The 23,944-nt window shown below is 66.0% G+C and carries 18 protein-coding genes; 13 read left to right on the top strand and 5 right to left on the bottom strand.

Annotated features, from left to right (window positions below; genetic code table 11):
• Window positions 1-54 precede the first annotated feature (54 nt).
• Genes RT424_RS05840 through RT424_RS05830 form a run of 3 tightly spaced genes read left to right on the top strand, consistent with a single transcriptional unit; the run spans window position 55 to window position 4,042 of the window.
• A complete protein-coding gene (locus RT424_RS05840) occupies window positions 55-1,224 on the top strand; it encodes a pyridoxal phosphate-dependent aminotransferase (RefSeq protein ID WP_313435240.1) in 1,170 nt (389 codons plus the stop codon).
• Entirely contained in the window at window positions 1,221-2,750 is a 1,530-nt protein-coding gene (locus tag RT424_RS05835) for a S10 family serine carboxypeptidase-like protein (RefSeq protein WP_313435238.1), read from the top strand. The genes RT424_RS05840 and RT424_RS05835 overlap by 4 nt, the downstream gene beginning before the upstream one ends.
• Window positions 2,747-4,042 carry an amino acid permease gene (locus tag RT424_RS05830; protein WP_313435236.1) on the top strand — a complete coding sequence of 432 codons (1,296 nt, stop codon included), beginning with the start codon at window positions 2,747-2,749 and terminating at the stop codon, window positions 4,040-4,042. Before RT424_RS05835 ends, RT424_RS05830 begins: the two co-directional genes overlap by 4 nt.
• 40 nt (window positions 4,043-4,082) lie before the next feature.
• Here the strand turns inward: RT424_RS05830 and RT424_RS05825 are convergent, their stop codons facing one another.
• Complete coding sequence (locus RT424_RS05825) at window positions 4,083-6,167, bottom strand: amidohydrolase family protein (RefSeq protein ID WP_313435234.1); 2,085 nt, start codon at window positions 6,165-6,167, stop codon at window positions 4,083-4,085.
• Between the two features lie 2 nt (window positions 6,168-6,169).
• On the bottom strand, window positions 6,170-7,135 hold the full coding sequence (locus RT424_RS05820) for an ornithine cyclodeaminase family protein (RefSeq protein WP_313435232.1): 966 nt from the start codon (window positions 7,133-7,135) through the stop codon (window positions 6,170-6,172).
• Window positions 7,136-7,280: 145 nt separating this feature from the next.
• Between RT424_RS05820 and RT424_RS05815 the strand changes: the two genes are divergently transcribed.
• From RT424_RS05815 to RT424_RS05805, 3 genes are all read left to right on the top strand, one after another.
• Entirely contained in the window at window positions 7,281-7,760 is a 480-nt protein-coding gene (locus RT424_RS05815; RefSeq protein WP_313435230.1) for an Lrp/AsnC family transcriptional regulator, read from the top strand.
• A gap of 89 nt (window positions 7,761-7,849) precedes the next feature.
• Complete coding sequence (locus RT424_RS05810) at window positions 7,850-9,559, top strand: peptidase M61 (RefSeq protein ID WP_313435228.1); 1,710 nt, start codon at window positions 7,850-7,852, stop codon at window positions 9,557-9,559.
• Between the two features lie 128 nt (window positions 9,560-9,687).
• Window positions 9,688-9,942, top strand: coding sequence for a hypothetical protein (locus RT424_RS05805; RefSeq protein WP_313435226.1), 255 nt, complete (start codon window positions 9,688-9,690; stop codon window positions 9,940-9,942).
• 4 nt (window positions 9,943-9,946) lie between these two features.
• Here the strand turns inward: RT424_RS05805 and RT424_RS05800 are convergent, their stop codons facing one another.
• Both RT424_RS05800 and RT424_RS05795 read right to left on the bottom strand, forming a co-directional pair.
• Entirely contained in the window at window positions 9,947-10,876 is a 930-nt protein-coding gene (locus RT424_RS05800) for a sensor domain-containing diguanylate cyclase (protein WP_313435224.1), read from the bottom strand.
• Between the two features lie 250 nt (window positions 10,877-11,126).
• Window positions 11,127-11,828 (bottom strand): helix-turn-helix domain-containing protein, encoded by a 702-nt coding sequence (locus RT424_RS05795; protein ID WP_313435222.1) that lies wholly within the window; start codon window positions 11,826-11,828, stop codon window positions 11,127-11,129.
• A gap of 204 nt (window positions 11,829-12,032) precedes the next feature.
• Here RT424_RS05795 and RT424_RS05790 point away from each other — a divergent pair, with 204 nt between their 5' ends.
• From RT424_RS05790 to RT424_RS05760, 7 genes are all read left to right on the top strand, one after another.
• Window positions 12,033-14,846, top strand: a complete 2,814-nt coding sequence (locus RT424_RS05790; protein WP_313435220.1) for an EAL domain-containing protein — start codon at window positions 12,033-12,035, stop codon at window positions 14,844-14,846.
• Window positions 14,847-14,976: 130 nt separating this feature from the next.
• Window positions 14,977-15,747, top strand: a complete 771-nt coding sequence (gene cobA, locus RT424_RS05785) for a uroporphyrinogen-III C-methyltransferase (RefSeq protein WP_313435218.1) — start codon at window positions 14,977-14,979, stop codon at window positions 15,745-15,747.
• A complete protein-coding gene (locus RT424_RS05780; protein ID WP_313435216.1) occupies window positions 15,744-16,040 on the top strand; it encodes a DUF2849 domain-containing protein in 297 nt (98 codons plus the stop codon). Before cobA ends, RT424_RS05780 begins: the two co-directional genes overlap by 4 nt.
• Window positions 16,040-17,674 carry a nitrite/sulfite reductase gene (locus RT424_RS05775; protein ID WP_313435214.1) on the top strand — a complete coding sequence of 545 codons (1,635 nt, stop codon included), beginning with the start codon at window positions 16,040-16,042 and terminating at the stop codon, window positions 17,672-17,674. The genes RT424_RS05780 and RT424_RS05775 overlap by 1 nt, the downstream gene beginning before the upstream one ends.
• Complete coding sequence (locus RT424_RS05770; RefSeq protein ID WP_313435212.1) at window positions 17,667-18,101, top strand: DUF934 domain-containing protein; 435 nt, start codon at window positions 17,667-17,669, stop codon at window positions 18,099-18,101. Before RT424_RS05775 ends, RT424_RS05770 begins: the two co-directional genes overlap by 8 nt.
• 23 nt (window positions 18,102-18,124) lie before the next feature.
• Window positions 18,125-18,925 carry a phosphoadenylyl-sulfate reductase gene (locus RT424_RS05765; RefSeq protein ID WP_313435210.1) on the top strand — a complete coding sequence of 267 codons (801 nt, stop codon included), beginning with the start codon at window positions 18,125-18,127 and terminating at the stop codon, window positions 18,923-18,925.
• A gap of 143 nt (window positions 18,926-19,068) precedes the next feature.
• Window positions 19,069-20,277 carry an MFS transporter gene (locus tag RT424_RS05760; RefSeq protein ID WP_313435208.1) on the top strand — a complete coding sequence of 403 codons (1,209 nt, stop codon included), beginning with the start codon at window positions 19,069-19,071 and terminating at the stop codon, window positions 20,275-20,277.
• A gap of 58 nt (window positions 20,278-20,335) precedes the next feature.
• Here RT424_RS05760 and putA read toward each other — a convergent pair whose 3' ends face one another.
• On the bottom strand, window positions 20,336-23,929 hold the full coding sequence (gene putA, locus RT424_RS05755; RefSeq protein ID WP_313435206.1) for a trifunctional transcriptional regulator/proline dehydrogenase/L-glutamate gamma-semialdehyde dehydrogenase: 3,594 nt from the start codon (window positions 23,927-23,929) through the stop codon (window positions 20,336-20,338).
• Between the last annotated feature and the right edge of the window lie 15 nt (window positions 23,930-23,944).

Below are 23,944 nucleotides of genomic sequence, written 5' to 3'. Positions count from 1 at the left end.
TCCCGGTGCCGCCGCCACCCACCGCACTCGGCACAATCCGGCAGATACGAGACAATGGCTTCCCGCCCAGACGACCAGACTTCGAAGTCCTATGCCCAATGGGTAAGGCGCTCGATCCTCCGGAACAGCAATTCCCGCAGCCTCCTCGTCAGCCTGTTCGAAAGCTCGGTGCCCGAGCCGCAAGACCTGCTTCGCGAGGTGCTCATGGAGGGCTTCGCGGACGGGGTGACATCCCGCTACGCCAGCACGTTCGTGAAGGGCAATCCCTACCTCGTCGCCGCGCTGGCCCGTGACTACGGCGTGGGCGAGGAACAGATCCTCACCACCACCGGCGCCACCGGCGCGCTTTCTCTGATCTACCGCGCCCTCCTTTCGCCGGGAGACCGCGTGCTGGTGGAGAACCCCAGCTTCGAACTGTTCGCCAGCCTGGCGCAGGCCAGCGGTGTCGGCGTGGACACCTTCGAACGCCCGGCTCCGCGCTTCACGATCGATCCCGCGAAGGTGGAAGCGAGCCTCCGCCCCGAGACCCGGATGATCGTGATTTCCAACCTCCACAACCCGTCCGGCATGGCGGTGGACGATGCCACGATCGTCGCCCTGGGCGAAATCGCCGACCGGCACGACGTGATCGTCGTCGTCGACGAGGTCTATGCGCCCTACGCCGGCGACCGCCTTCGCCCGGCGGCCTCGCTGGGCGCCTCCAAACGGCTCGTCTCGGTCAACAGCCTGACCAAGATCTTCGGCCTGAGCACCTTGCGGTGCGGCTGGATCGTCGGTGACGAAAGCGTGGTCACGCCGGTCCGCGAACTGGCGCAGGAGGTGGATTTCGCGATCTCCAACCTCGCCCATGCGGTGTCCGCGCTGATCGTCGAGAACCCCGCGCGTTTTCGGGAGAACACCTTCTCCGTGCTCACAAAGGCGCGCCCGATCATCGAATCCTACCACGCCTACTGGCTTGCCGAAGGACTGGTCGAAGGCGATCTGCCAGATAGCGGCTGCATCGCTTTTCCCCGTCTGGTCGGAATTGGGGATACCGAGCGTTTCTCCGGCTGGCTTTCCGATCGCTGCGGCGTACTGGTGGCGCCGGGGGAATACTTCGGCGCGCCCGGACATGTCCGCCTCGGCTTCGCGATGGAGCCGTCGCGCCTCGATTACGGCCTTCAGGCCCTGACCGACGGTCTCCTTACCTATCGGGAAAACCACAGGAAGCTGGAAACCTCATGACTTTCACGCCGCTGCAGCCCTTCGGTCGCAAACAGAAGTCCTCGCTGCGCCTAAGGGTGCTGACGGGGATCGCGCTTGTCGCGGCGTCAACCGGGCCCCTTCAGACACGTGCGGGCGAACCGCCGGCAGAACGGGTGCTCATCGATGTGCGGGTTTCGAAACCCGATCCCGCGCATCCTGTCCGCGCCGAGCTGGGGCTTGTCCCTGTCTCGGCCGGCGCGGACAGTCCTCCGGCCAATGCCGGCTATCTTTCCTACACCCGCAAGAACGCGGCCCCCGACCGGCCGGTGATCTTCGCCTTCAACGGCGGCCCCGGCGCCTCGGCCGCCTACCTGCACATGGGCTTGCTCGGCCCCGAGCTTGCCCATGTGGCGCAGGATCCGGCCGACACGGGCGGCAAGAGCAGCTCCATTCCCGGCCCCCGCCGGATCTACGATCTTGCCGACGTGGTCTTCATCGATCCGCCGGGCACCGGCTTTTCCCAGCGCCCGACAGGCCCGGAAGCCGCCGCCTACAGCACCGTCGGTGGCGACGCGAACGCAGCCGCCGATCTCGTCCGCCAGTGGCTCTCCGTCCACAAGCGACTTGCCGCGCCCGTCTACATCCTGGGAGAGAGCTACGGCACGATCCGCGCCGTAGCCATGCTCGATGCGCTGGAGAAGCAGGGCCTGGCCGCGAACGTGCGTGGGGTCGTCCTGCTCGGGCAGGCGCTCAACATGATCGAGACGTCGCAGCGGCCGGACAATGTGGTGACGTACGCCGTCTCGCTGCCCACGCTGGCGGCCATCGCCTGCTATCACGGCATGGTGAAGGCGCCCTGCACTGCCGAAAGCGTGACCGAGGAAGCCGCTAGCTTCGCCCGCGAGGACTATCTTCCCGCCCTCTATCGGGGCCGCGACCTGTCCTTGTCAGAGCGCACGCGTCTCGCCGCGCGCCTTGCGGAACTGACCGGCATCCCCGCCGCATTCTACCTCGCCAACGACCTGCGCATTTCCAAGGAGCGGTTCCGCGTCGAGCTGCTGCGCGAAAAGGGCAAGGTCATGGGCCGCTACGACGCGCGCTACCTGGCCGACCGGCCCGCGAACGTCACGACCATGATGCCCGGCGATCCGTCCTCCTCGATCTCCGACGCGTTCGGCAAGGCGATGACCGGATATCTCGCAAACACGCTCAAGGCTCCGAACGCCGACGCTTACAAGGTGATCGCGCGCTTCGAAGGCGGCTGGAGCTATGGCAGCGAAGACTCTCCCTTCGCCGACTGGCCCTTCATGGCAACCGTCGAGCGTCACGCGGCCGCCAACGCCTGCCTGCGCCTGTTCGTCGGCACCGGGATTTACGATACGACGACCACCATCGGCGCTGCCGACTACCTGTTCGCGCAGTCGAATCTGCCAAGGGACCGTTACCGCAACGAACGCTATGTGGGCGGCCACGTCTTCTACTCCGACGACGGCAGCCGCGCGCGGTTCCAGTCGGATCTCGTCGATTTCATCAAGGCGGACAGCTGCCAGGGGGCAAGCAAGTGAGCGATGCGGAACAGGCCCTGCGCAAGGGCATCGGCCTTTGGGGCGTCATCTCGCTGGGCCTCGGCACGGCGGTGGGCGTCTCGATCTTCTCGGCAGTATCGCCCGCCACCGCCCTGGCCGGGCCGGGAATGCTGCTCTCGGTCGTGATCGCAGCGCTGCCGATGTACCTCATTGCCGTAAGCTACGCCTACCTCGGCTCGGCCGATCCGGTGTCTGGCGCCAGCTTCGTCTGGCCTTCGCGCTACCTGCACCCAACCTTGGGCTTCTTCATCGCCTGGATGCGCATCATCGCCAACATGGGCGCGATGGTGGTGCTGGCGCTGGTGCTGGTCCGCTACGTCTCCATGCTGGTGCCGCTGCCGGTCAAGCCGACGATGTTCGCCGTGCTGCTGCTGGCGCTGCTTGCCAATCTCGTGGGCGTGGGCGTGGCCGCCCGCGCGCAGACGGCGATGGTCGCCGCGCTGATCCTGCTGTTCGGCCTCTTCGTGATCTGGGGCGGCGCCACCGTATCGGAACCGGCGCGTCTCGAACCCTTCCTGCCCAAGGGCCTTCACGGCGCCCTTGCCGCAGCCCCGCTGCTGATGGGCCTGTTCTTCGGCATCGAGGCGGCGACGGAGGCGGGCGGCGAAGTGGCGAACAGCCGGCGGAACATTCCGGTGGGCATAGCGGTCGCCATCGGCTCGGCCACCGTTCTTTACGTCGCCGTGGCCTTCGTGGCGCTCACCGTGCTCGGTCCGGAGGCTTTGGCCGGTAGCGAGGCGCCCATACTCGATACCGCGAAGCGCTTCATGGGGCCGCTTGCCGTGCCGGTGATCGTGCTTGCCGCCATCGCCGCCATCGGCACCAGCCTCAACTCGATCTTCACGATGTTCAGCCGCAGCCTCTTTGCCATGGCCGAGGCAGGCGTGCTGCCCCGGTTCATCGCGCGCGTCCACCCGCGCTCGCACGTCCCGCACATGGCTCTGTTCACGGTCTTCGGCATCGGCTGCGTGGGTCTACTGATGCCCATGGAACTGACGTTCCTGTTCCTGGCCGTGAACATCCCCAACCTCGTGAAGTACGGCAGCATCTGCCTCTCCGCCGCAAGGGTTGCCCATGGCCATCCGCAGCTCCACGAAGGCGCGGGCTTCCGCCCCGCCCGCGCGACGATGATCACGCTGGGCATTGCCGGAGCGATCTGCGCGATCGGCCTGATCGCGCTGGGGCTTGAGGCGGACTGGCGCCCTTATGTGCTGCTGCTGGTCTGGGGCAGCCTGGGCGCGGTCTGGTACTTCGTCCGCCGTCGCCCGTAAACGAACGGGGCAGGAGCCCGACGCCCCTGCCCCTTTTCACTCAGAAGGCGAAGTCCTCGTGCGCCTCGGCGCCCGAACCGCCCGTCAGCGCCACCGGCTTCGGCCCGACTTTCGGCACCACGACCTCCGGCGCCTTCGCGAAGGGCTTCACGCCCACTTCGCTCCAGATCTCCGAGGGGAAGTAGACCGTTCCGCCCTTCACCACCATCGCCATGCGGTGGAGCGCGGTCATGTCCTCCAGCGGGTTGCCGTCAAGCAGTACGAAGTCGGCATACTTGCCCTTTTCGACCGAACCGTAGGACTGGTCGCGGTGCATGTAGCGCTCCGGTCCGAGCGTGCCGATCTTCAGCACATCCGCCTTGGGCAGCCCGGCCTCGGCATAGATCTGCAACTCGCGGTGGACCGAGAGGCCGGTGGCGTCGTCGGTTCCGGGCAGCAGGGTGATGCCGCGCTTGTTCATGTCCAGCAGCAGCGCCTTGATCGTGGCGAAAGCGCCGTCATAGCCCGCTGCATCCTCGGGTGTCTTGATCGGCGCGATGCCCTGGCGGCGGTTGCGCTGCACGCCGACCGGCAGATGGTCGAAATATCCCGCCACCGCCGGGCTGATCCTGCCGTCGCGGCTCATCATCAACAGTTCGAGGGTCACCGCCGTGGGATCCAGCGCGATGTGCTTCGTCTGCATCGTATCGAGCGTGGCCGCGACGCGCGGCGCGGCGAGGTCCAGCCCGGCGGTGCGGCGCATGGCGGTGAGGCGCAGCGGAGTGCGAGTATCTTCCTTGGGATCGAGCACCCAGCCCAGCATCAGCTGGTTGATATGCGTCACTTCGTCGTAACCCGCCGCGATCATGGCATCGGCATTGGTGAAGGCGGGAATATGCCCGGTCACGCCCATGCCCAGCCGCTTGGCCTCCCGGACCACGCCCGGCACCCACGCAGGATTGAAGCTGTTGTAGATCTTCACCTGCCAATAGCCACGCGCGCCGTACCAGCGCACCGCGTCCAGCGCTTCCGCCTCGCTGTCGGCGATGAAGCCATTGCGTGAGCTGTACGGGCTGCGGCCTTCGAGGAACCCGTTGCGCACGATACGCGGCCCGGCCACCTCGCCCGCGTCGATGCGGCGGGTCAGGTCGATCAGGAAGGCGTTCTCGTTGCCCATGTCGCGCACGCTGGTCACGCCCGAGGCGATGTAGAGCAACGCGGACTGGAGCGAGACGTGCGCGTGCATGTCATGCAGGCCGGGAATGACCACCCGGCCCGCGCCGTCCACGGTCACTTCGCCGGGTGAGGCCGGGCTGTCCAGCGGCTCGACCGAGGCGATCCTGTCCGCAAAGACGACCACGGACACCGGATCGCCCAACGTCCCGCTCCCCGGGTCGAATACCCGCACGTTGCGGATGCGGATCGGCAAGTCGTAATTGTGCGCGACCTTCTTTTGGATCGCGGCGAACCGCTCCGCCGAGCGGGTCGCGGCGATCCCGGCCAGTTCGCCGGCGTGGGAGGCCAGATCCTCGCGGACCGTGGCATTGGTCGGCGAATAGGCCGCGACCAGGGCCCCCTTGTCATCGAGCAGGATCGCGCTCGGCGTCAGGCCGATACCCTTGACGAGGAAGGCGCGGTAAGCCGTGCCGCCCAGTGTGACCGGGGCTTCCTCTTCCAGCGACAACGTGCCGCCCGGCGCTGCCGCCAGCACATGGTCCGCATCGGCCAACAAGGCGCGCGCATAGATCCCGAGCGAGAACGGGCTGCCTTCCTGCGCCACGTAGAGCGTCGCCGCCTTGGCCTGCATCGCGCCCTTGCCGGTCGTATCGACCCAGGATAGCCGCTTGCCCTTGGCCGTGAACCGTTCGTCCACCTTGTTGCCGAAAGTAGAGGTGCCTTGCAGCGTCCAGCTCGTCGGCAGGCCCTGGTTACCCAGCACGATCGTCTCGCGCATGGTCGGGCCGCGGCCGTTGCTCTTCACGTCGTGATCGATCGAGACGGTATCGCCCTGTACGTCGACATAGACGTGGCCGACGTTCTCGCCGTTATCGATCACCGCGAAGCGCTGGCTTTCAGCGTGAAGCGTGGCGGCGGACAGGGCAAGCGCCGAACAGGCGATCCAGCGCAGGGCTGCGGTTCTCTTCATCGTCATCCGTTCCGGGCCTTATGCGTTTCGTAGATATGGGCGGCCGAGGCGAGATCCTGCACCGCGTGACCGAGCGACTTGTAGGCGGTGATCTCCTCGGCGCTGCAGCGGCCGGGGATGCGGCCCAGCAGGACCTCCCCGATCTCTGCCACGATATGATCGTCGCCCACGACGCCCGCCGCCTTGGCAACCAGGAATTCGGCTGCCGCATCGAGAGCGGAAGCCTTGCTGTCGGCAATGAAGCGGGAGGCGAGCACCAGCGCGTTGTCCACTTCCACCGGCCCCGGACCGCTGGAACCGACGATATTGACGTGGGTTCCCGGATTCAGCCACGCGCCGAACAGGATCGGCTGGCGCGCACCGGTAAGCGTGCAGATCACGTCCGCCTCGCTCACCGCAGCCTGAGCATCGGGCGCGGCTTCCACCGGAAGACGATCCCGCCAGGCTTCCACCACCTCGCGCACCTTGGCGGGATCGCGACCCCATATCAAGATCCGCTCGAAGCGGCGGACCAACGGCAGGGCTTCAAGGTGCGAATGCACCTGCCCGCCGGTTCCCATCAGCAGCAGGACCCGCGCGTCCTGGCGGGCCAGCGCATCGGTAGCGACGGCCGTGGCGGCGGCGGTGCGAATGTGGGTGATTTCCTCGGCATCGGCCACGCAGACGGGGCGCCCTTCCACCGGCTCGAACAGGGAGACGATGCCGCGATGGCGGCGCACGCCGGGATTATCGGGCTCCGCGAAGACGCTGATCATCTTGGCGCCGAACATGCCCCGGTCGGAGAGGGCACCGGGCATCTGCGCGAAAGTCCGCCCCTCCCCCATGTGGATCATCGTGCGCAGCAATTGCCGCGTCTCGCCCAGCGAAAGCGCCTTCATCGCCTCGCGCACGACGGCGATGCAGGAAGGATAGTCAAGCAGCGCGCGCACGTCCTCCGCGTCGAACACCGCCAGTTCGCTTCGTTTCATATGCCGACCCGTCCCTGTTGCCGTTCATGGGTTTTCTTCGAGCATCGGTGATAGCGCCCTATGGCAAAATATCTCCGCCTTTGTTGCGCGCTGTCGCTTCGTTGTGGCATGTTCAAACCAACAAACCATAACAGGGAGCATAATCTTGCCCGCCGAATTGGACCGGCTCGACATGAAGATCCTCGATCGCCTCCAGATCGACGCCTCGGAATCCTCCAGCGAAATCGCCGACCGCGTCGGCCTGTCGCAGTCGCCCTGCTGGCGGCGGATGCAGCGCCTGAAGGAGGAGGGATACGTGCGCCACACCGTGGCCGTTCTCGACCGCGAGAAGTTCGGGGAGAGCATGTTCATCTTCGCGCAGCTCAAGATGTCGCGCCTGTCCGACCAGGAGCGCGACCGCTTCGTCCACGCCGTGGAGGCGACGCCGGAAATCCTGGAGGCCTACACGCTGTTCGGTGAAATGGATGTAATGCTCAAGGTACTCGCGCCGAACATCGCCTGGTATCAGAACTTCACGTTCCGCACGCTGCTGCGCCTGCCAGGGGTAGAGGACGTACGATCCACCGCGACCCTGTCCGAACTGAAGTGCACGCATCGGCTGCCGCTGCCCTCGCTCCCGGCCTGATCGGCCCGAGCATATTTCATGCGCGCCGCCCGCTTCCCGCGCGGTTCTTTGCACAATCTCCTTCGAAACGGACTGTTAGCCTTCCGATCATGACATCGCATCGCACCGCCTTGCTCGCCGCGCTTCTTGCCGCGGTTCCGGCAACCGCCGCCCATGCGGCCGAGACGCCGGACATTTCCGTCGCCCTCGCGCCGGTGGCGGACGCAGGCGGAGCGCTCACCCGACTGAACGTCGCGGTCCGCTTCGAGGCGCCGCCGCAAGGGGATGTCCTTGCCGCAATGGCGGTGACCTCGAACACGGTCGAGACTTCGGCCAGGAGCATGGAAGCACTGGTGTTTTCCGACGCCAAGGGCGTGCTGCCGGTGAAGGCTGAAGACAAGGCCAGGGACGGAGACAATCTGGAGCGGACGTGGAAGCCGCTGCGCGCGGTGGAAGGCCCGGTAACCGTGGCCTATCGCGTGTCGATCGACCCGGCCCAACCGGAACAGGCCAAGCCCCAGTACGAACTGCGCGCCAGCGACGGCGGCCTCTCCGGCGCGGGCAACGCCTTCCTCGTCCTGCCGGCCGACGAACTGCCCCGCGACCTCTCGGTCCATTGGGATCTCGCGCGCGCCGGAAGCGAGGCGCGCGGCGTTTCCAGCATCGGCGCAGGAGATCGCCGCAGCAGCCGCCCCCTGCGCGCCAACCAGATCGGCGGCAGCTACTTCATGGCGGGGCGGGTCGGAACCTACACCAAGGGCACTTTCTTCGGCACCTGGCAGGGCCGCTTCGGCTTCGACGGGCCGGAACTGATGGACTGGGCCGCCCGCCTTCAGAGCTTCTACGGCACCTTCTTCGACCAGCGTCCGGCCAGCTTCGGTGTCTTCGCCCGCACCAACCACCTCAATCCGGGCAGCGGCATCGGCCTCACCGACAGCTTCGCCTTCACCTTCAGCGAAAAGACGCCCATCGCCGACCTGCAAAGCCTGTTGGCGCACGAGATGGTTCATGCCTGGATCAACTCGCTGAGCGATTCCATGGACGCGCCCGGCGGGCTGGGGCTGTCGTGGTTCGGAGAGGGGCTGGCGGTCCACTACCAGCGCATGCTGCCCTGGCGCGCGGGCCTGATCTCTCAGCAGGCCTTTCTGGACGATCTCAACGCCACGGCCGGCCGCTATTACACCAATGCCATGATCGCGACGCCGAACGACCGGATCGCGGAAGGGTTCTGGAAGGACACCCGCATCCGCGTGCTCCCCTATGATCGGGGATCGCTCTACTTCGCCACGGTGGATGCCCGGATTCGCGCGGCTTCGCAGGGCAAGCGCTCTTTGGACGATCTGGTCCGGCGGATGCTGGCGGAGCGCCGCGCGGGCCACCCGATGGACTTGCCGCTCTGGAAAGCGCTCTTGGGCAAAGAACTCGGCGCGCAAGGTCTGGCGGATTTCGACACGATGTTGGCCGGCGGCACGGTCCTGCCGCCTTCCGATGCTTTCGGCCCCTGCTTCCAGCGAGTGGTCAAGCCGCTGAAGCGCTTCGATCTTGGCTTCGATCCGCTCATCCTCGTGACGCCCGACCGCATCGTCAAAGGGCTGAAGCCCGGTTCCGCTGCCGAAGCGGCGGGCTTGCGCAACGGCGACCGCGTGCTCAACCGCTTTCCGCAGGATGCCTTGCAGGGAGATCAGAACGCCCTCGTGAAACTCGAAGTGGACCGGGGCGGTCAGAGGCTGAACCTCACCTACAAGCCGCGCGGCGCGACGGTCGATGCCTATCAATGGCAGGCCGTCACGCAAGAGAAAGCCTGCGGAAAAAGCCGATAGCGGCGCAAACGGGATCCCTGCCGACGTTCGCAAGGGTTCATCAAGAATTCAGTGGGATAAGCACTCGGACTTGAAGGCCGAAATCGCCGCGTCGCGCGGGGATCACGCCATCGTGAAAGGTTTGAGCGATGCCCACATTGCAGGACAAGCGGCAGGATTTTCTCTGGCTCGTCCAGCTCTGGATGCAGCGGGAGCGCGACATTGCCGGCTGGACGGCAACGTGCGGCGATGCCATCGCCGCCAGTTACCGTATTCCCGAAGACATGACGGCGCGCGACGCCGCATGGGACTTCCTGTCGTTCAACAGCGAAGCCTTTCGCGGCGAAAGCGAGAACAAGTGCCCTGAATGGATGCGCAACCTTCAGGAACCCTGCTACGAATAGCTCCTTACACCGGGAGACGGCGGGGTTTTTCCATCTCCAGCCGATTGCGGCCCTTGGCCTTGGCGCAGAACAGCGCCAGTTCGGCCCGCTCTATCGTTTCGTCCATACTCTGCGCGATGCGGGCGACACTGCCGCTGGTGGTGACCGCCACGCGGCTGTCGCCCACCTTCTGGCGCAAGTCCGCCATGGTCGTGACCACGCGGGCGCAGATCGCCTGGGCCTGCTCGGGCGTGGTGCGCGGCAGCAGAACCGCGAAGCGTTCCGAACCGATGCGCGAGATGATGTCATCGGACCTCAGCATTTCGCGCAGGAGATCCGCAAAGACGCGTAGCACGTCGTCCCCGGCGGTCTGCCCGTACTTCATGTTGATCGTACGGAAGAAATCGATGCTGAACATGGCCAGGCAGCCTTCCATGCCTTGTGCGATCATGTGTTCCAGCATGGAAATGAAAGCGGCGCGGTTGGTGAGCTGCGTCAGGGGATCGGTGTAGGTAGCGGCGAACAGCTGCTCGCGCAGGCTGCGCCGATCGTCGATCGTGCGCATCAACGCCAGCGAGCCGTAGACCGCCCCGCCCTCATCCGTCAGCGGCCGGATGCGGATCTCGAACCAGCTCTCGCGCGCGTCGGTGGTGATGGCGGGAAATTCGACCCATTGCGCACCGGACTGCCCGCCCAGCGCGGCGTCCAGCGCTGTCGCTACGGCCGCACGGCCCGGTGCCGCCACGAGATCGAGCAGATGCGGTCCGGCTTTCGTCTGCACCTGCACGCCCAGCCTCCGAATACCGGGCGAGGCATGGACGATACGGCCTTCCAGGTCAGTCTTGACGATGACGTCTGAGGAAGTCTCCGCCAGCAGCCCGTATAGCGCGGAGCTTTCCTGAACGGTGAAATTCATGCCCATCTTGGTAATGCCCCGAATCAGAGTGATCGCCATGCGATCCGACGAGTAACCGGTGCTCGATTCGAAATGCGTTAGCAGACACATGATCGCTCATGGACGATAGCCAAGCATTGCAACTTCCGATTTCCGGCAACCCTAACAGTAACCACGATCAAGATTAATTAGCCCTGTTATCTAACAATCTTGACCGCAAGTTATTGTTATTAATGTGTTTACCATCGCCAATTTGAGTCGTGAAGAGGATTTGCCGGCAACACCCCGATAGAAGCGCATACCGTGTCTTTTAAAGCTCGATCATGATCCTGATCTTGTCGGGGCTCGTTTCCACGGCTGCGGCGATCTGGTCGCGGCAGCGGGCGATGAGTTCCGGCAGTCCGGCCACGGTCCGCCCGGGGCGAAGTTCCGCCGCCGTGACGCCCAGCTCCTCCGCGATCGCGTCCAGCCGTTCCTCGATCGGCCTGGCGCGGCCCTGCTCCCAGGCCCAGACCGTCGGCTTGCTGACACCGAGGCGCGAGGCAAGTTCGCCCTGGGTCAATCCTCGTAGCTTGCGGAGACGATGGAGGCGCTCTCCGAAACTTTCACCGCCGATCGCGGCAGGCGCGGCGACGGCAGGAGCAGGCGCCAGGTCCACCTCCTGAACGACGCTGCGCAGCTGCGCGGCGCTGAGAACGGCGGGATGAAGCGGGGTTTCGAAGGCGCAGCCGTAAAGCAGACCGCTGGCCCATACCACGCGGGCACGGGTAGGACCGGCCTCGGGAAGCTCGACGTCGAGCGTTTCCCCGATCTCCATGTCCACCCGCGTCTCCAGCAGGATGCCCGTTTCGGAGAAATTGTGGATCGTCACAGGCGCCTCGACGCCGGAAGGCAGCGAGCCCTGCGTCTGGATCATCAGCCGCCTGCGCGCAGCGCGGGGCTTATCGGCCGACAAGTCGGCGGCATGCCCGTTCTGACCGGGCTTTTCTTCAAAGTGTGCCGCAATCGGCATGGCGCAACCTCCAGGAGAATCGCACCCTGTCCCACAGGGATTAAGAATCGGTTAGCATGTCGGCTAATTTTGCCCGCCGCACTATTCGCAAAAACCCTCATGGGGAGCGTAACATCTTCCCATCCCGAAATCACAATGAAATCGCCGTTAATCACTTTCTAACCCATTTATCCGTAGCTTTCCGGAGCATTATACGGGGCCGCAGTGTTCGACATCTATCTTTGCATTCGCGACGGGCATGACCTGAAGTTCGTCCTGCTCGCCGGATTGATCTGTCTGCTTTCTTCGCTGACGGCACTGGCGTTGTTGCGGCAGGCGACCGCTTCCCGCGGGGCGACGAGGCGGCGCTGGTGGTTCACCGCCGGTGCCGGCGCGGGTTTCGGCATATGGGCCACCCATTTCGTGGCGATGCTCGGCTATGCGCCCGGTGTCGTGGTAGGCTTCGAGCCCGGCCTGACGCTCGCCTCTCTCCTCATCCCGATCGTGGCGCTGACCGTCGCCTTCGGTGTAGCCGTGGAAGGTCGTGGACGTGCCGCGCTGGTGCTTGCCGCCGTTCTGGCCGCGGGCGGCATCTCGGCCATGCATTATACCGGCATGAAGGCGCTGGAGGTGCCCGCCGATCTCCACTGGCGGATCGGCTTCATTGCCGCCTCGGTCATCCTGGCGTTCCTTCCGCTCTATCCCGCTTTCACGCTGGCGCTGCGATCGCGACGCCTGCGGACCCTTCTGTACGCGAGCGGCCTGCTGACCGCATCGGTCGTTGCGCTGCACTTCACCGGCATGACCGGCCTCACGCTTACCCCCGACCGTCTCGATGCGCCCGAACAGCTGATTTCTCCGCGCGAAATGGCCGTTGCCGTTAGCGCCGTCACTTTCCTGCTGATCGCCCTCTCCACCATTTCGCTGGTGATCACCCGCCGCACCGCCGCCACGGTGGCCATGAGCGAGCGCAACTTCTCTTTCCTCGTGCGCGGGATTTCCGATTGCGCGATCTACATGCTCGACCTCGAAGGCCGGGTGGTAAACTGGAACGCCGGCGCTCAGCGCCTCAAGGGCTATGCCGAAAGCGAAGCGCTGGGGCTTCACGTATCGAGTTTCTACACCCCGGAGGACCGAGAGGCCGAGCGCGATCGCAGAGCGCTGGAAACCGCAAGGACCGAGGGCCGCTACTACGGCGAAGGCTGGCGTGTGCGTCGGGACGGCACGCGGTTCTGGGCCCACATCACGATGGAGCCCATGCTGGACGAGCAGGAGCAACCTATCGGGTTCGCCAAGATCACCCGCGACATGTCGCGCTTCAAGGAAGCGCAGGATCGCATCGCCGAGGCCAGCCGCCAGCGTGACGCCGCCCTTGGCCACATGCACCAGGGCCTGTGCCTGTTCGATGCCGACGAGCGGCTGGTGCTCTCCAATCCGCGCTATCTGGAGATGTATGGGCTGGCCCCGGATGCGCTCACGCCGGGGATGCCGCTTGCCGAAGTGATCCGCCGCAGCAATGCGCGACGTTTTGCGCCGGACGTGATCGACGAGCGCGTCCGGACCTCGCAGCAGGCGATCCGCGACAACCTGGCGACCGCCTCCCACCCGCCGATCCTGGCCGAGTACCCGGACGGAAAGGTCGTTTCCATCGCCAGCCGCCCGATGGCCGAAGGCGGCTGGGTATCGACCTTCGACGACATCACCCGCCAGCGCGAAAGCGATGCGCGCATCGCGCACATGGCGATGCATGACGGGCTGACCGGCCTGCCCAACCGCACGCGCTTCAACCTCTGGATCGACGAGATGCTCGACCAGGCCTGCCGCAACGGCAAGCGCCTGGGCGTGACCGCCATCGATCTCGACCGGTTCAAGGAGATCAACGACACCTACGGCCACTCCTGGGGAGACGTGGTGCTGGCGGAACTCGCCGACCGGCTCCAGGACATCATCGGAGAGGACGAAATCGCCGCGCGTCTCGGCGGAGACGAGTTCGGGATCGCCAAGCTGTTCGAAACCGAGGACCAGCTTGCCGACTTCCTGGCGCGAGTCGAAGCCTGCTTCCACATGCCGGTGATGCACCAGGGGCAGAAGCTCAGCTTCGGCGCCAGCCTGGGCGTCGCCGCCTTCCCCAACGACGGCAGCGACCGCGAGACCCTGCTCAACAATGCCGACCTCGCCATGTACCGCGCCAAGACCCAGATCGGCGAGCGCATCTGCTACTACGAGCCCGGCATGGACGAGACCGCCCGTGCCCGCCGCCAGCTTGCCAACGACTTGCGCCTGGCGATCGAGCGGAGCGAACTGGTGCTGCTCTATCAGCCCCAACGCCACCTGCGCAGCGGCGAGCTTTCGGGCTACGAGGCGCTGGTGCGCTGGAATCATCCGGTGCACGGCCTGGTCCCGCCCGACCAGTTCATTCCCATCGCCGAGGAATCCGGCGCGATTCTCCCCATCGGCGAGTGGGTGCTGGAACAGGCCTGCCGCGAAGCGGTGAACTGGCACATCGACCAGCGCGTGGCGGTGAACGTGTCCCCGATCCAGCTCGTGCAGCAGGATCTCGCGCCGATGGTGGCGCGCATCCTGCGCGATACCGGCCTCGCCGCTGGCCGTTTGGAACTGGAGATCACCGAAAGCGCCATCATCAGCGACAAGGGCCGCGCCTTGCAGAACCTGCGCCAGCTCAAGGCGCTGGGCGTGGCGATCGCCATGGACGACTTCGGCACCGGCTATTCCTCGCTCGACACGCTGCATTCCTTCCCGTTCGACAAGATCAAGATCGACAAGTCGTTCCTGCTCGAATCGGACGGCAACGAGCAGGCGCGCGCGATCATCCGCGCCGTACTGGCGCTTGGGCAGTCGCTGCGGATTCCGGTCCTTGCGGAAGGCGTGGAGACGGAGAGCCAGTTCGATCTGCTGATCCGCGAAGGCTGCGAGGAAGCGCAAGGGTATTTCCTCGGACGTCCGGACCAGGCCCCCAGCACTAAAGCAAGCAGCACGAAGGCGGGCAGCAACGAAAGGCGTCAGGAGGAACTTGCCTGACCGAGAGAACGCGTGGGCGCCGCCAAAGTCGCCCGAAGCGGCTTTCAGGACCGACCGCTAAAGCCTCCCTTGCCCCGGACAAAGCCAATATCGCTGGCAATCCGGGGCCCGGAGGATCATTTGCGCCATCATGCAAGCGAATCCCGCCTCTCCTGGCCGAGTCTATCTGGTCGGTGCCGGTCCCGGCGATCCCGATCTTCTGACCCTGCGCGCCGCGCGGCTGCTGATGAATGCCGCACTTATCGTGCATGACGGGCTGGTCGATCCGGCTATTTTGTCCATGGCAAAGCCTTCGGCGCGCCTGGTCTCGGTGGCCAAGAGCCGCGCTCGTCACACGCTGAAGCAGGAAGAGATCAACGCCCTCCTCGTGCGCGAGGCTCTGGCGGGCCATGACGTGGTGCGCCTGAAAGGCGGCGATCCCTTCGTGTTCGGCCGTGGCGGCGAGGAAGCCGAAGCCTGCCATGCCGCCGGCGTTCCCGTGGACGTGGTGCCGGGCATTTCCTCGGCATTGGGCGCCTCTGCCGCCGCGCAGATTCCCCTCACCCACCGCGACCATGCCTCGATCGTCACCTTCGTGGCGGGCCAGTGCAAGGGGCTGACCGACCAGGACTGGTCGGGTCTCGCCGGCAAGGGCCGCACCCTGGTGATCTTCATGGGCATCGCCACCGCCGCCCAGATCGCGGAAAAGCTGATGGCCGACGGCCTCGCGCCCGATGTGCCGGTGGCGGTGATCGAGAACGCCACGCGTTCGGCCATGCGCGTGCTGCGCGGGCCGCTCGCCGGACTTGCAGACCTTATCGCGGATGCGAAGGTGCAAAGTCCCGCGCTTATCGTTATCGGGCAGGTCACCGCAGAACCCGACAACACCATTCGCGCCCTGGCGCTGGAGGCAACAAAGTGAAGATCCTGACGGGCAACGACCTGAAGACCGGAGCGGTCATCTGGTGGACCGGCGTGGGCTGGTCGCTCGACGTCAACGAATCCGCAGACGTGGGCGAGCATGGCGCCGCCCTGGTGGCGCGCGAGGAAGGCGCCCAGCACGTCGTCGCCGCCTATGTCGTCGACGGCGAGAAAACCTCGGAAGGCATCCGTCCGGCCCATATCAAGGAGCGCATCCGCGCCCTTGGGCCGACGGTGCGCCTCGACCTGACGCCGAAAGCCTCCGACCCCGCAGCCGCAGACTGGGTGATCTGATGTACAAGTACGACGAATACGACCAGGAGATGGTCGACACGCGCGTCGCGGAATTCCGCGACCAGGTCCGTCGCCGCCTTGCGGGCGACCTGACCGAGGACCAGTTCAAGCCGCTGCGCCTGCAGAACGGCCTCTACCTCCAGCTTCACGCCTACATGCTGCGCGTCGCGGTGCCTTATGGCACGCTGAATTCGGCGCAGATGACGCTGCTGGGCGACATCGCGGACAAGTACGACCGCGGCTACGGCCACTTCACCACGCGCCAGAACATCCAGTACAACTGGATCAAGCTGGAAGACACGCCCGACATCCTGGCCGAACTCGCCAAGGTGGAGATGCATGCCATCCAGACCAGCGGCAACTGCATCCGCAACATCAGCTCCGACCAGTTCGCCGGTGCCGCTGCCGACGAGATCGTCGATCCGCGTCCTTATGCGGAACTGCTGCGCCAGTGGTCGAGCTTCCACCCGGAATTCCTGGTGCTGCCGCGCAAGTTCAAGATCGCCGTCATCGCATCGGAAACCGACCGCGCGGCGATGCGCCTGCACGATATCGGCATCAAGATGGTCCGTAACGACGCCGGCGAGATCGGTGCCCAGTTCTACGCCGGTGGCGGCATGGGCCGCACCCCGATGATCGCCCCGCTGATCCGCGAATTCGTGCCGCTGGACCAGCTGATCACCTTCTCGGAAGCGTGCCTGCGCGTCTACAACCGCTACGGCCGCCGCGACAACAAGTACAAGGCGCGCATCAAGATCCTCGTCCACGAACTGGGCCGCGACGAATATGTCCGCCAGGTCGAGGAAGAGTTCGCGCACCTGCTGACCCAGCCGATCGAGCCGCCGCTGGCCGAGCTGGAGCGCATCAAGGCGCACTTCGTCGATCCCGGCTTCGATGCGAACGCTTCGGACGATCTGGACCTGACCGACCCCGACTTCCGCCTCTGGGTGGAGCGCAACACGCACGCCCACAAGCAGGCCGGCTACGTGATCGCGACCGTCAGCCTCAAGCCCGTGGGCGGCATCCCCGGTGACGCCACCGCCGACCAGATCCGCCTGATGGCGCAGCTGGCAAAGGACTACAGCTTCGACGAACTGCGCGTCACCCACGCCCAGAACATCGTCTTCCCGCATATCCGCAAGGCCGACCTCTACACCGTGTGGAAAGCGCTGGACGATGCCGGCCTCGCCACCGCCAATCTCGACACCGTGGGTGACATCATCGCCTGCCCCGGCCTCGACTATTGCAGCCTTGCCAATGCTCGCTCGATCCCGGTCGCGCAGAAGATCTCCGAGCGGTTCGGCAGCGCCCAGCGCCAGGCCGAGATCGGTGAGCTGAAGCTGAAGATCTCGGGCTGCATCAATGCCTGCGGCCACCACCACGCCGGCCACATCGGCATCCTTGGCGTCGACAAGAAGGGCCTGGAAAACTACCAGCTCCTGTTCGGCGGCAGCGAAGGCGCGGATACCTCGCTCGCGAAGATCATCGGCCCCGGCTTCACCGAGGACGGCGTCGTCGACGCGATCGAAAAGGCCACCGAAGTCTATCTCGCCAACAAGCAGGGCGAGGAACGCTTCCTCGACACCTATCGCCGTATCGGCATGGACCCGTTCAAGGAGGCCATCTATGGTTGACGTCCAGTTCCGCTTCCGTGACGACGAAACCGTCAACGACCCGGCCGTCACGGTGGATTCGTTCTCCGAACAGTCCAACGCCACTGCCGTCCGCCTCGAGCCGGGCGACGATGCCCGCGACCTTCTGCCCTATCTCGACCGGCTCTCGCTGGTGGAAGTGAGCTTTCCGGCCTGGACCGACGGGCGCGGCTATTCCTCGGCCCGGATCCTGCGCGAAGCAGGCTACCAGGGCGAGATGCGCGCCGTGGGCGATCTCGTGATCGACATGCTCCACCACCTGCGGCGCAGCGGCTTCGATGCCTTCGCGCCGGAAAAGGCCCTCAACGAAGAGGACGCGCGCAATGCGTTCGCTCGCTGGGAAAACGTCTACCAGGCCACCGTCGTCGACGGGCGCCCGGCGATCTGGGCGAAGCGCCACCCGGCGTAAGCGTCCACCGGAAGGGAATAGAAATGCCCCATACCGAAGCTGCACGTATCCGCGACCTGATCGACACCGGCCCTCGTTTCGACGAGGCCGATGCCGTGCGCCTGAACCGCCTGTTCCGCGGCACCGAAACGAGCGAGATGCTCGAAACGGTGCTCAAGGAACGCATGGTGGGCGATATCGCGATCGTGTCCAGCTTCGGTGCGGAATCGGCGGTGCTGCTGCACCTCGTCAGCCGCGTCGATGCGAACGTGCCGGTGCTGTTCCTCGACACCGGCAAGCATTTTCCCGAGACGCTGGACTACCGCGACCTGCTGGTGAAGCAGCTTGGCCTCACCAACCTTATCAATCTCGTGCCCGAAGCCGAGGAATTGGCGAAGAAGGACGAGAATGGCCTGCGCTGGTCCTACGACCCGGACGGCTGCTGTGAGATCCGCAAGGTGAAGCCGTTGGAAAAGGCGCTGCTGGGCTACGACGCCTCGTTCAGCGGCCGCAAGGCGTTCCAGGCCGCGACGCGCGCCACCCTGCCTCGTTTCGAGGTGGATACCGCCGACGCGCAAGGCCGCCTCAAGGTCAATCCGCTGATCGACTGGTCGCCGGAGCGCATCGCGGCCTATATCGCGGAGCACGACCTGCCGGCGCATCCGCTGGTCGCGCAAGGTTATCCCTCGATCGGTTGCATGCCCTGCACCAGCAAGGTCGCGGAAGGCGAAGACCCGCGCTCGGGCCGCTGGCGCGGTTGGAACAAGACCGAATGCGGCATCCACGTCGCCACCCACTCCGACTACACCACCAAGAACGCGCCGGAGTTCGATCCGGGGCTTTAAGCAGACGTTGATTTAACGTCGGGTCTTAATCAGCCACGCATTGCAACAAACAAGACCGCGAGTGCAATTATTGCACCTTCCGACGGGTTGGCATGGCGCAGTGGTCCACTAGATCGCAAGTGCCCCCAATATTGCAGTGCAACATGACCGATCAGCAAAAAGCCCATACCCATCCCGCGCTCGTCATCCTCGCCTTGGCGATGGGTGCCTTCGCCATCGGTACGACCGAATTCGCCGCGATGAGCCTTGTGCCCTATTTCGCGCGCGACCTCGGCCTGACCGAGCCCGAGGCGGGCCATGCCATCAGCACTTATGCGCTGGGCGTGGTGGTCGGCGCGCCGATCATCGCCGTTCTGGCGGCCAAGCTGCCAAGGCGGGCCTTGCTGATCGGCCTCATGGCGCTGTTCGCAGTCGGCAATGCCCTTTCGGCCATGGCGCCGACATATCCGCTGCTCTTGCTGTTCCGCTTCATCAGCGGCCTGCCCCACGGCGCCTACTTCGGCATCGCCGCGCTGGTCGCCGCTTCGATGGTGCCTGCGAACAAGCGGGCGCAGTCGGTGGCGTTGGTCATGTCGGGCCTGACCGTGGCGACGATCATCGGCGTGCCGCTGGCCAACTGGCTGGGACAGGCGTTCGGCTGGCGCACCGGTTTCGCGATCGTCTCGGTGCTCGCGGTGATCACCATGGCGCTCGTCGCGCTCTATGCCCCGCACCAGAAGGCAGCCGAAGGGGCCAGCCCGATGCGCGAACTGGGCGCGCTGCGCCGTCCGCAAGTGCTGCTCACCCTGCTCACCGGCGCCATCGGCTTCGGCGGCCTCTTCGCAGTCTATACCTATATCGCCTCGACCATGATCGAAGTGACCAAGGTTTCCGAGCATCTCGTGCCGGTGGTCCTGGCGGTCTTCGGCGTGGGCATGACGGTGGGCAACCTGTTCTGGGCTTGGGCGGCGGACCGCTCGCTGAACAAGGCCGCGATCGGCGCGCTGCTGTTCAGCGCCTTCGCCCTTGCGCTGTTCCCGATGGCAGCCAGCAACGTCTGGACGCTGAGCGTGGTGGTGGTGATGATCGGTTTTGCCGGCGGCCTCGGCACGATCCTCCAGACCCGCCTGATGGACGTGGCGGGCGACGCGCAGGCACTGGCGGCGGCGGCGCACCACAGCGCCTTCAACATGGCCAATGCGCTCGGCCCCTGGCTCGGCGGTCTCGCCATCTCGGCAGGCTACGGCCTGACCTCGACCGGCTGGATCGGCATGTGCCTCTCGCTGGGCGGTCTGGCGATCTTCCTGGTAACGCTGAACCTGCACAAGCGTGAAGACGAATTGAGCGGAACGGCGGTTCCCGCCTGCGGCTGACGTTTCGAACAGCCAAGCAAAAAGGCCCGCGAGTTCGTCACTCGCGGGCCTTTTCGTATCAGCCGATCATCATCAGGCTGGCATTGCCGCCCGCCGCCGTGGTGTTGATCGAAGTCGAGACTTCTTCCAGCAGCCAGACCAGGTTCGGCCCGGCCGTGACGTGGACCGGCACGATCGGCCCCGGCAGGTCCGCCACCGCCTTGCAGGCCGCGCGCACCGCCTCGGCATCGCCTTCGACGAGACAGGCCGCGAAATGCTCGCCCGCATCGGGCGCGAAGCGTGCCGCCACGGCGTCGGGCAGTCCGGCCGGAAGCGCCATGCCCTCGACCGTCGCGGTATTGCCGCTGGCCAGCACCGCCGCCATCTGTCCGTAAAGCCCTTCACGGGTCGCCGGACGCAGCAGCACCCGGCCCCGTGGATGGAGGGCGTAAAGGTTCGTTTCGCCCACCGGACCCGGCAGGGCGAGTTCGAGGCCCAGGCCCGAACTCGCGGCCATGGCCCGTGCCGCCGCCGCCGAGGCGGCATCGCCCTGCCCGCTCAGCCAGTTCGCGAAAGCCTCTACCAGAGGCGCGACCTTGGCGGGGGCATCGAGCACTTGCGGTGACTTTCGTGCCAGACGGCCGAGATAGAGCGGACCGCCCGCCTTTGGCCCCGTCCCCGAAAGCCCGCGCCCGCCGAAGGGCTGGACGCCGACGATCGCACCGATCGTGTTGCGGTTGACGTAGAGATTGCCCGCACGGATCGCCGACGTCACCTGCTCCACCGTGGCGTCGAGCCGGGTGTGAAGGCCGAACGTCAGGCCATAGCCGGTGGCGTTGATAGCCTCGATCAGATCGGGCAGTTCGTCGCGCTTGAAGCGCACGACATGGAGAACCGGGCCGAATACCTCGCGTTCGAGCTGCGCGATCGTCGCGATCTCGACGATCGTGGGCGCCACGAACGTGCCCGCTTCACAGGCCGCGGGGATCGCCACTTGCTCCACCTTGCAGCCGCGCGACTTCATGCGGGCGACGTGGCCGTCGATCATGCCCTTGGCCTCGGCGGTGATGACCGGGCCGATGTCCACCGCGAGTTCCTGGGTATTGCCCACGCGCAGTTCGGCCAGCGCGCCCTTGAGCATCGTCAGGGTGCGATCGGCCACGTCTTCCTGAAGGCAGAGTACGCGTAACGCCGAGCAGCGCTGTCCCGCCGAATCGAAGGCCGAGGCGATCACATCCGCCACCACCTGCTCCGCCAGCGCGGAGGAATCGACGATCATGGCGTTCTGGCCGCCGGTTTCGGCGATGAACGGGATCGCGTGATCATCGGCCGAGACGCGGCCCGCAAGCTGCTTCTGGATCAGGCGCGCCACTTCGGTGGAGCCGGTGAACATCACGGCGGCCACTTGCGGCGCGGCGACCAGCGCGGCGCCGAGCCTGCCCTCTCCCGGCAACAGTTGGAGCGCATCCTTGGGCACGCCCGCCTCGTGAAGCAGACGCACGGCCTCGGCGGCGATCAGCGGGGTTTCCTCGGCGGGCTTGGCCAGCACCGGGTTGCCCGCCACCAGCGCAGCGGCGACCTGCCCGGCGAAGATCGCGAGCGGGAAGTTCCAGGGGCTGATGCAGACCACCGGCCCCAGCGGCACCTGATCGGCACCGAAAGTCTCGCGCGCCTGCTTCGCGTAATAGCGCAGGAAGTCGATCGCCTCGCGCACTTCGGCAATGGCATTGGCGGCGGACTTGCCCGCCTCGCGGATGACGAGGCCCATGAGCAGGCCGATCCGCGCCTGCATGGCATCGGCAGCGGCATCGAGCATGGCCGCGCGCTCGGCCACCGGCACCTGGCTCCAGCGGCTGATCGCGGCGCGGGCGACCGCAACGGAAGCGGCTTCGGGCGCGACTTCGATCACCCGCCCCACGATGTCCTCATGGTCCGCCGGGTTCAGCACGGCGCGCGCCTCGCCCTGCGCATTGGCCGGCATGGCGAACCATTCGCGCGCGGCCGAGCGGCGCAGGTCCTCCGAGAGCACGGCCAGCGCCGTCTCGTCGGCCATGTCGATGCCGTCGGAGTTGCGGCGGCCGGGATAGAGGTCCGCAGCCAGCGGGATCAGGTCGTGGCGGGCGCCGGGGTTGGGCATGGCCCGCACGACATCGACGGGATCGGCCACCATCTCCTCCACCGGCACGGCGGGATCGGCGATGCGGTTCACGAACGAAGAATTCGCGCCGTTTTCCAGCAGGCGGCGCACCAGATAGGCCAGCAGCGTCTCATGGGTGCCGACCGGTGCGTAGATGCGGCAGGGACGGTCGAGCTTGTCCTTTCCAACGACCTGCGAATAGAGCGGCTCGCCCATGCCGTGAAGGCACTGGAACTCGTAGCGGCCCACGGCGAAATCCGGCCCGGCCAGATGATAGATCGTCGCCAGGCTCTGCGCGTTGTGCGTGGCGAACTGCGGGAACACCGCGTCCGGCGCCGCCAGCAGCTTCTTCGCGCAAGCGATGTAGGACACGTCGGTGTGGACCTTGCGGGTATAGACCGGGAAGTCCGCCAGGCCGTCCACCTGGGCGCGCTTGATCTCGGCATCCCAATAGGCGCCCTTGACCAGACGCACCATCATGCGGCGACCGGCGCGGCGGCCCAGGTCGATGATCCAATCCAGCACGAAGGGGCAGCGCTTGCCATAGGCCTGCACCACGAAGCCGAGGCCGTCCCAGCCCTTGAGGTCCCGATCGAGCGCCAGCGCTTCGAGAAGATCGAGCGAAAGCTCGAGGCGATCGGCTTCCTCGGCATCGATGTTGAGGCCGATGTCATAGCCCTTGGCGAGCACCGCCAGCGCTTTCACGCGGGGCAGCAGTTCGCCCATCACGCGGGCCGCCTGCGCGCGGCTGTAGCGCGGGTGGAGGGCGGAAAGCTTGATCGAGATGCCCGGCCCTTCGTAGATGCCGCGCCCTGCGCTTGCCTTGCCGATCGCGTGGATGGCGTTGATGTAATCGGTGTTGTAGCGATCCGCATCGGCGGCGGTGGTCGCCGCTTCGCCCAGCATGTCGTAACTGTAGCGGAAGCCCTTTTCCTCAAGCTCGCGCGCGCGCTTCACCGCCTCGTCGATGGTCTCGCCGGTCACGAATTGCTCGCCCATCAGGCGCATGGCAAGGTCCACGCCGCGCCGGATCACCGGCTCGCCCGCACGGGCCACGAGACGCGTGAGCGCCGCCCCCAGGCCCTTGTCGTCCACCGAGCCGACCAGCTTGCCGGTCACCACCAGGCCCCAGGTGGCGGCATTGACGAACATCGACTTGCCGCCGCCGAGATGCGCGCTCCAGTCGCCGTCCGAGATCTTGTCGCGGATCAGGGCATCGCGGGTGGCATTGTCGGGAATGCGCAGCAGCGCCTCCGCCAGGCACATCAGCGCCACGCCTTCCTGGCTGGACAGCGAGTATTCCTGAACCAGCCCTTCCACGCCGGTGCCCTTGTGATCGGCGCGCAGCTTGGTGACGAGCGCGCTCGCGGTCTTGCGCACCGCCCCGCGCTGCGCCTCCGGCAGCGTCGCAGCTTCCAGCAAGGGTGCCATGCAAGCGGCCTCGTCACGCCGGAAGGCGTCGGTAATGGCGCGGCGGAGCGGCGTCGGCTGGCTGACGGCGGGGGCGAAGGCGGCGAAGGGCGAGGTCTGGGTCATGAATCGCCAATATCC

Source organism: Novosphingobium sp. (assembly GCF_032093395.1).
Taxonomy (GTDB): domain Bacteria; phylum Pseudomonadota; class Alphaproteobacteria; order Sphingomonadales; family Sphingomonadaceae; genus Novosphingobium.
The sequence above is the reverse complement of the archived record's forward strand: the minus strand, read 5'-3'. Positions and strand labels throughout refer to the sequence as shown.

Bases quoted from the DNA above. Each gene is read 5' to 3' on its own strand.
- RT424_RS05840 (WP_313435240.1), top strand. From the start codon at position 55: ATGGCTTCCCGCCCAGACGACCAGACTTCGAAGTCCTATGCCCAATGG.
- RT424_RS05835 (WP_313435238.1), top strand. From the start codon at position 1,221: ATGACTTTCACGCCGCTGCAGCCCTTCGGTCGCAAACAGAAGTCCTCG.
- RT424_RS05825 (WP_313435234.1), bottom strand. From the start codon at position 6,167: ATGAAGAGAACCGCAGCCCTGCGCTGGATCGCCTGTTCGGCGCTTGCC.
- RT424_RS05820 (WP_313435232.1), bottom strand. From the start codon at position 7,135: ATGAAACGAAGCGAACTGGCGGTGTTCGACGCGGAGGACGTGCGCGCG.
- RT424_RS05810 (WP_313435228.1), top strand. From the start codon at position 7,850: ATGACATCGCATCGCACCGCCTTGCTCGCCGCGCTTCTTGCCGCGGTT.
- RT424_RS05805 (WP_313435226.1), top strand. From the start codon at position 9,688: ATGCCCACATTGCAGGACAAGCGGCAGGATTTTCTCTGGCTCGTCCAG.
- RT424_RS05800 (WP_313435224.1), bottom strand. From the start codon at position 10,876: ATGGCGATCACTCTGATTCGGGGCATTACCAAGATGGGCATGAATTTC.
- RT424_RS05795 (WP_313435222.1), bottom strand. From the start codon at position 11,828: ATGCCGATTGCGGCACACTTTGAAGAAAAGCCCGGTCAGAACGGGCAT.
- cobA (WP_313435218.1), top strand. From the start codon at position 14,977: ATGCAAGCGAATCCCGCCTCTCCTGGCCGAGTCTATCTGGTCGGTGCC.
- RT424_RS05775 (WP_313435214.1), top strand. From the start codon at position 16,040: ATGTACAAGTACGACGAATACGACCAGGAGATGGTCGACACGCGCGTC.
- RT424_RS05770 (WP_313435212.1), top strand. From the start codon at position 17,667: ATGGTTGACGTCCAGTTCCGCTTCCGTGACGACGAAACCGTCAACGAC.
- RT424_RS05765 (WP_313435210.1), top strand. From the start codon at position 18,125: ATGCCCCATACCGAAGCTGCACGTATCCGCGACCTGATCGACACCGGC.
- RT424_RS05760 (WP_313435208.1), top strand. From the start codon at position 19,069: ATGACCGATCAGCAAAAAGCCCATACCCATCCCGCGCTCGTCATCCTC.
- putA (WP_313435206.1), bottom strand. From the start codon at position 23,929: ATGACCCAGACCTCGCCCTTCGCCGCCTTCGCCCCCGCCGTCAGCCAG.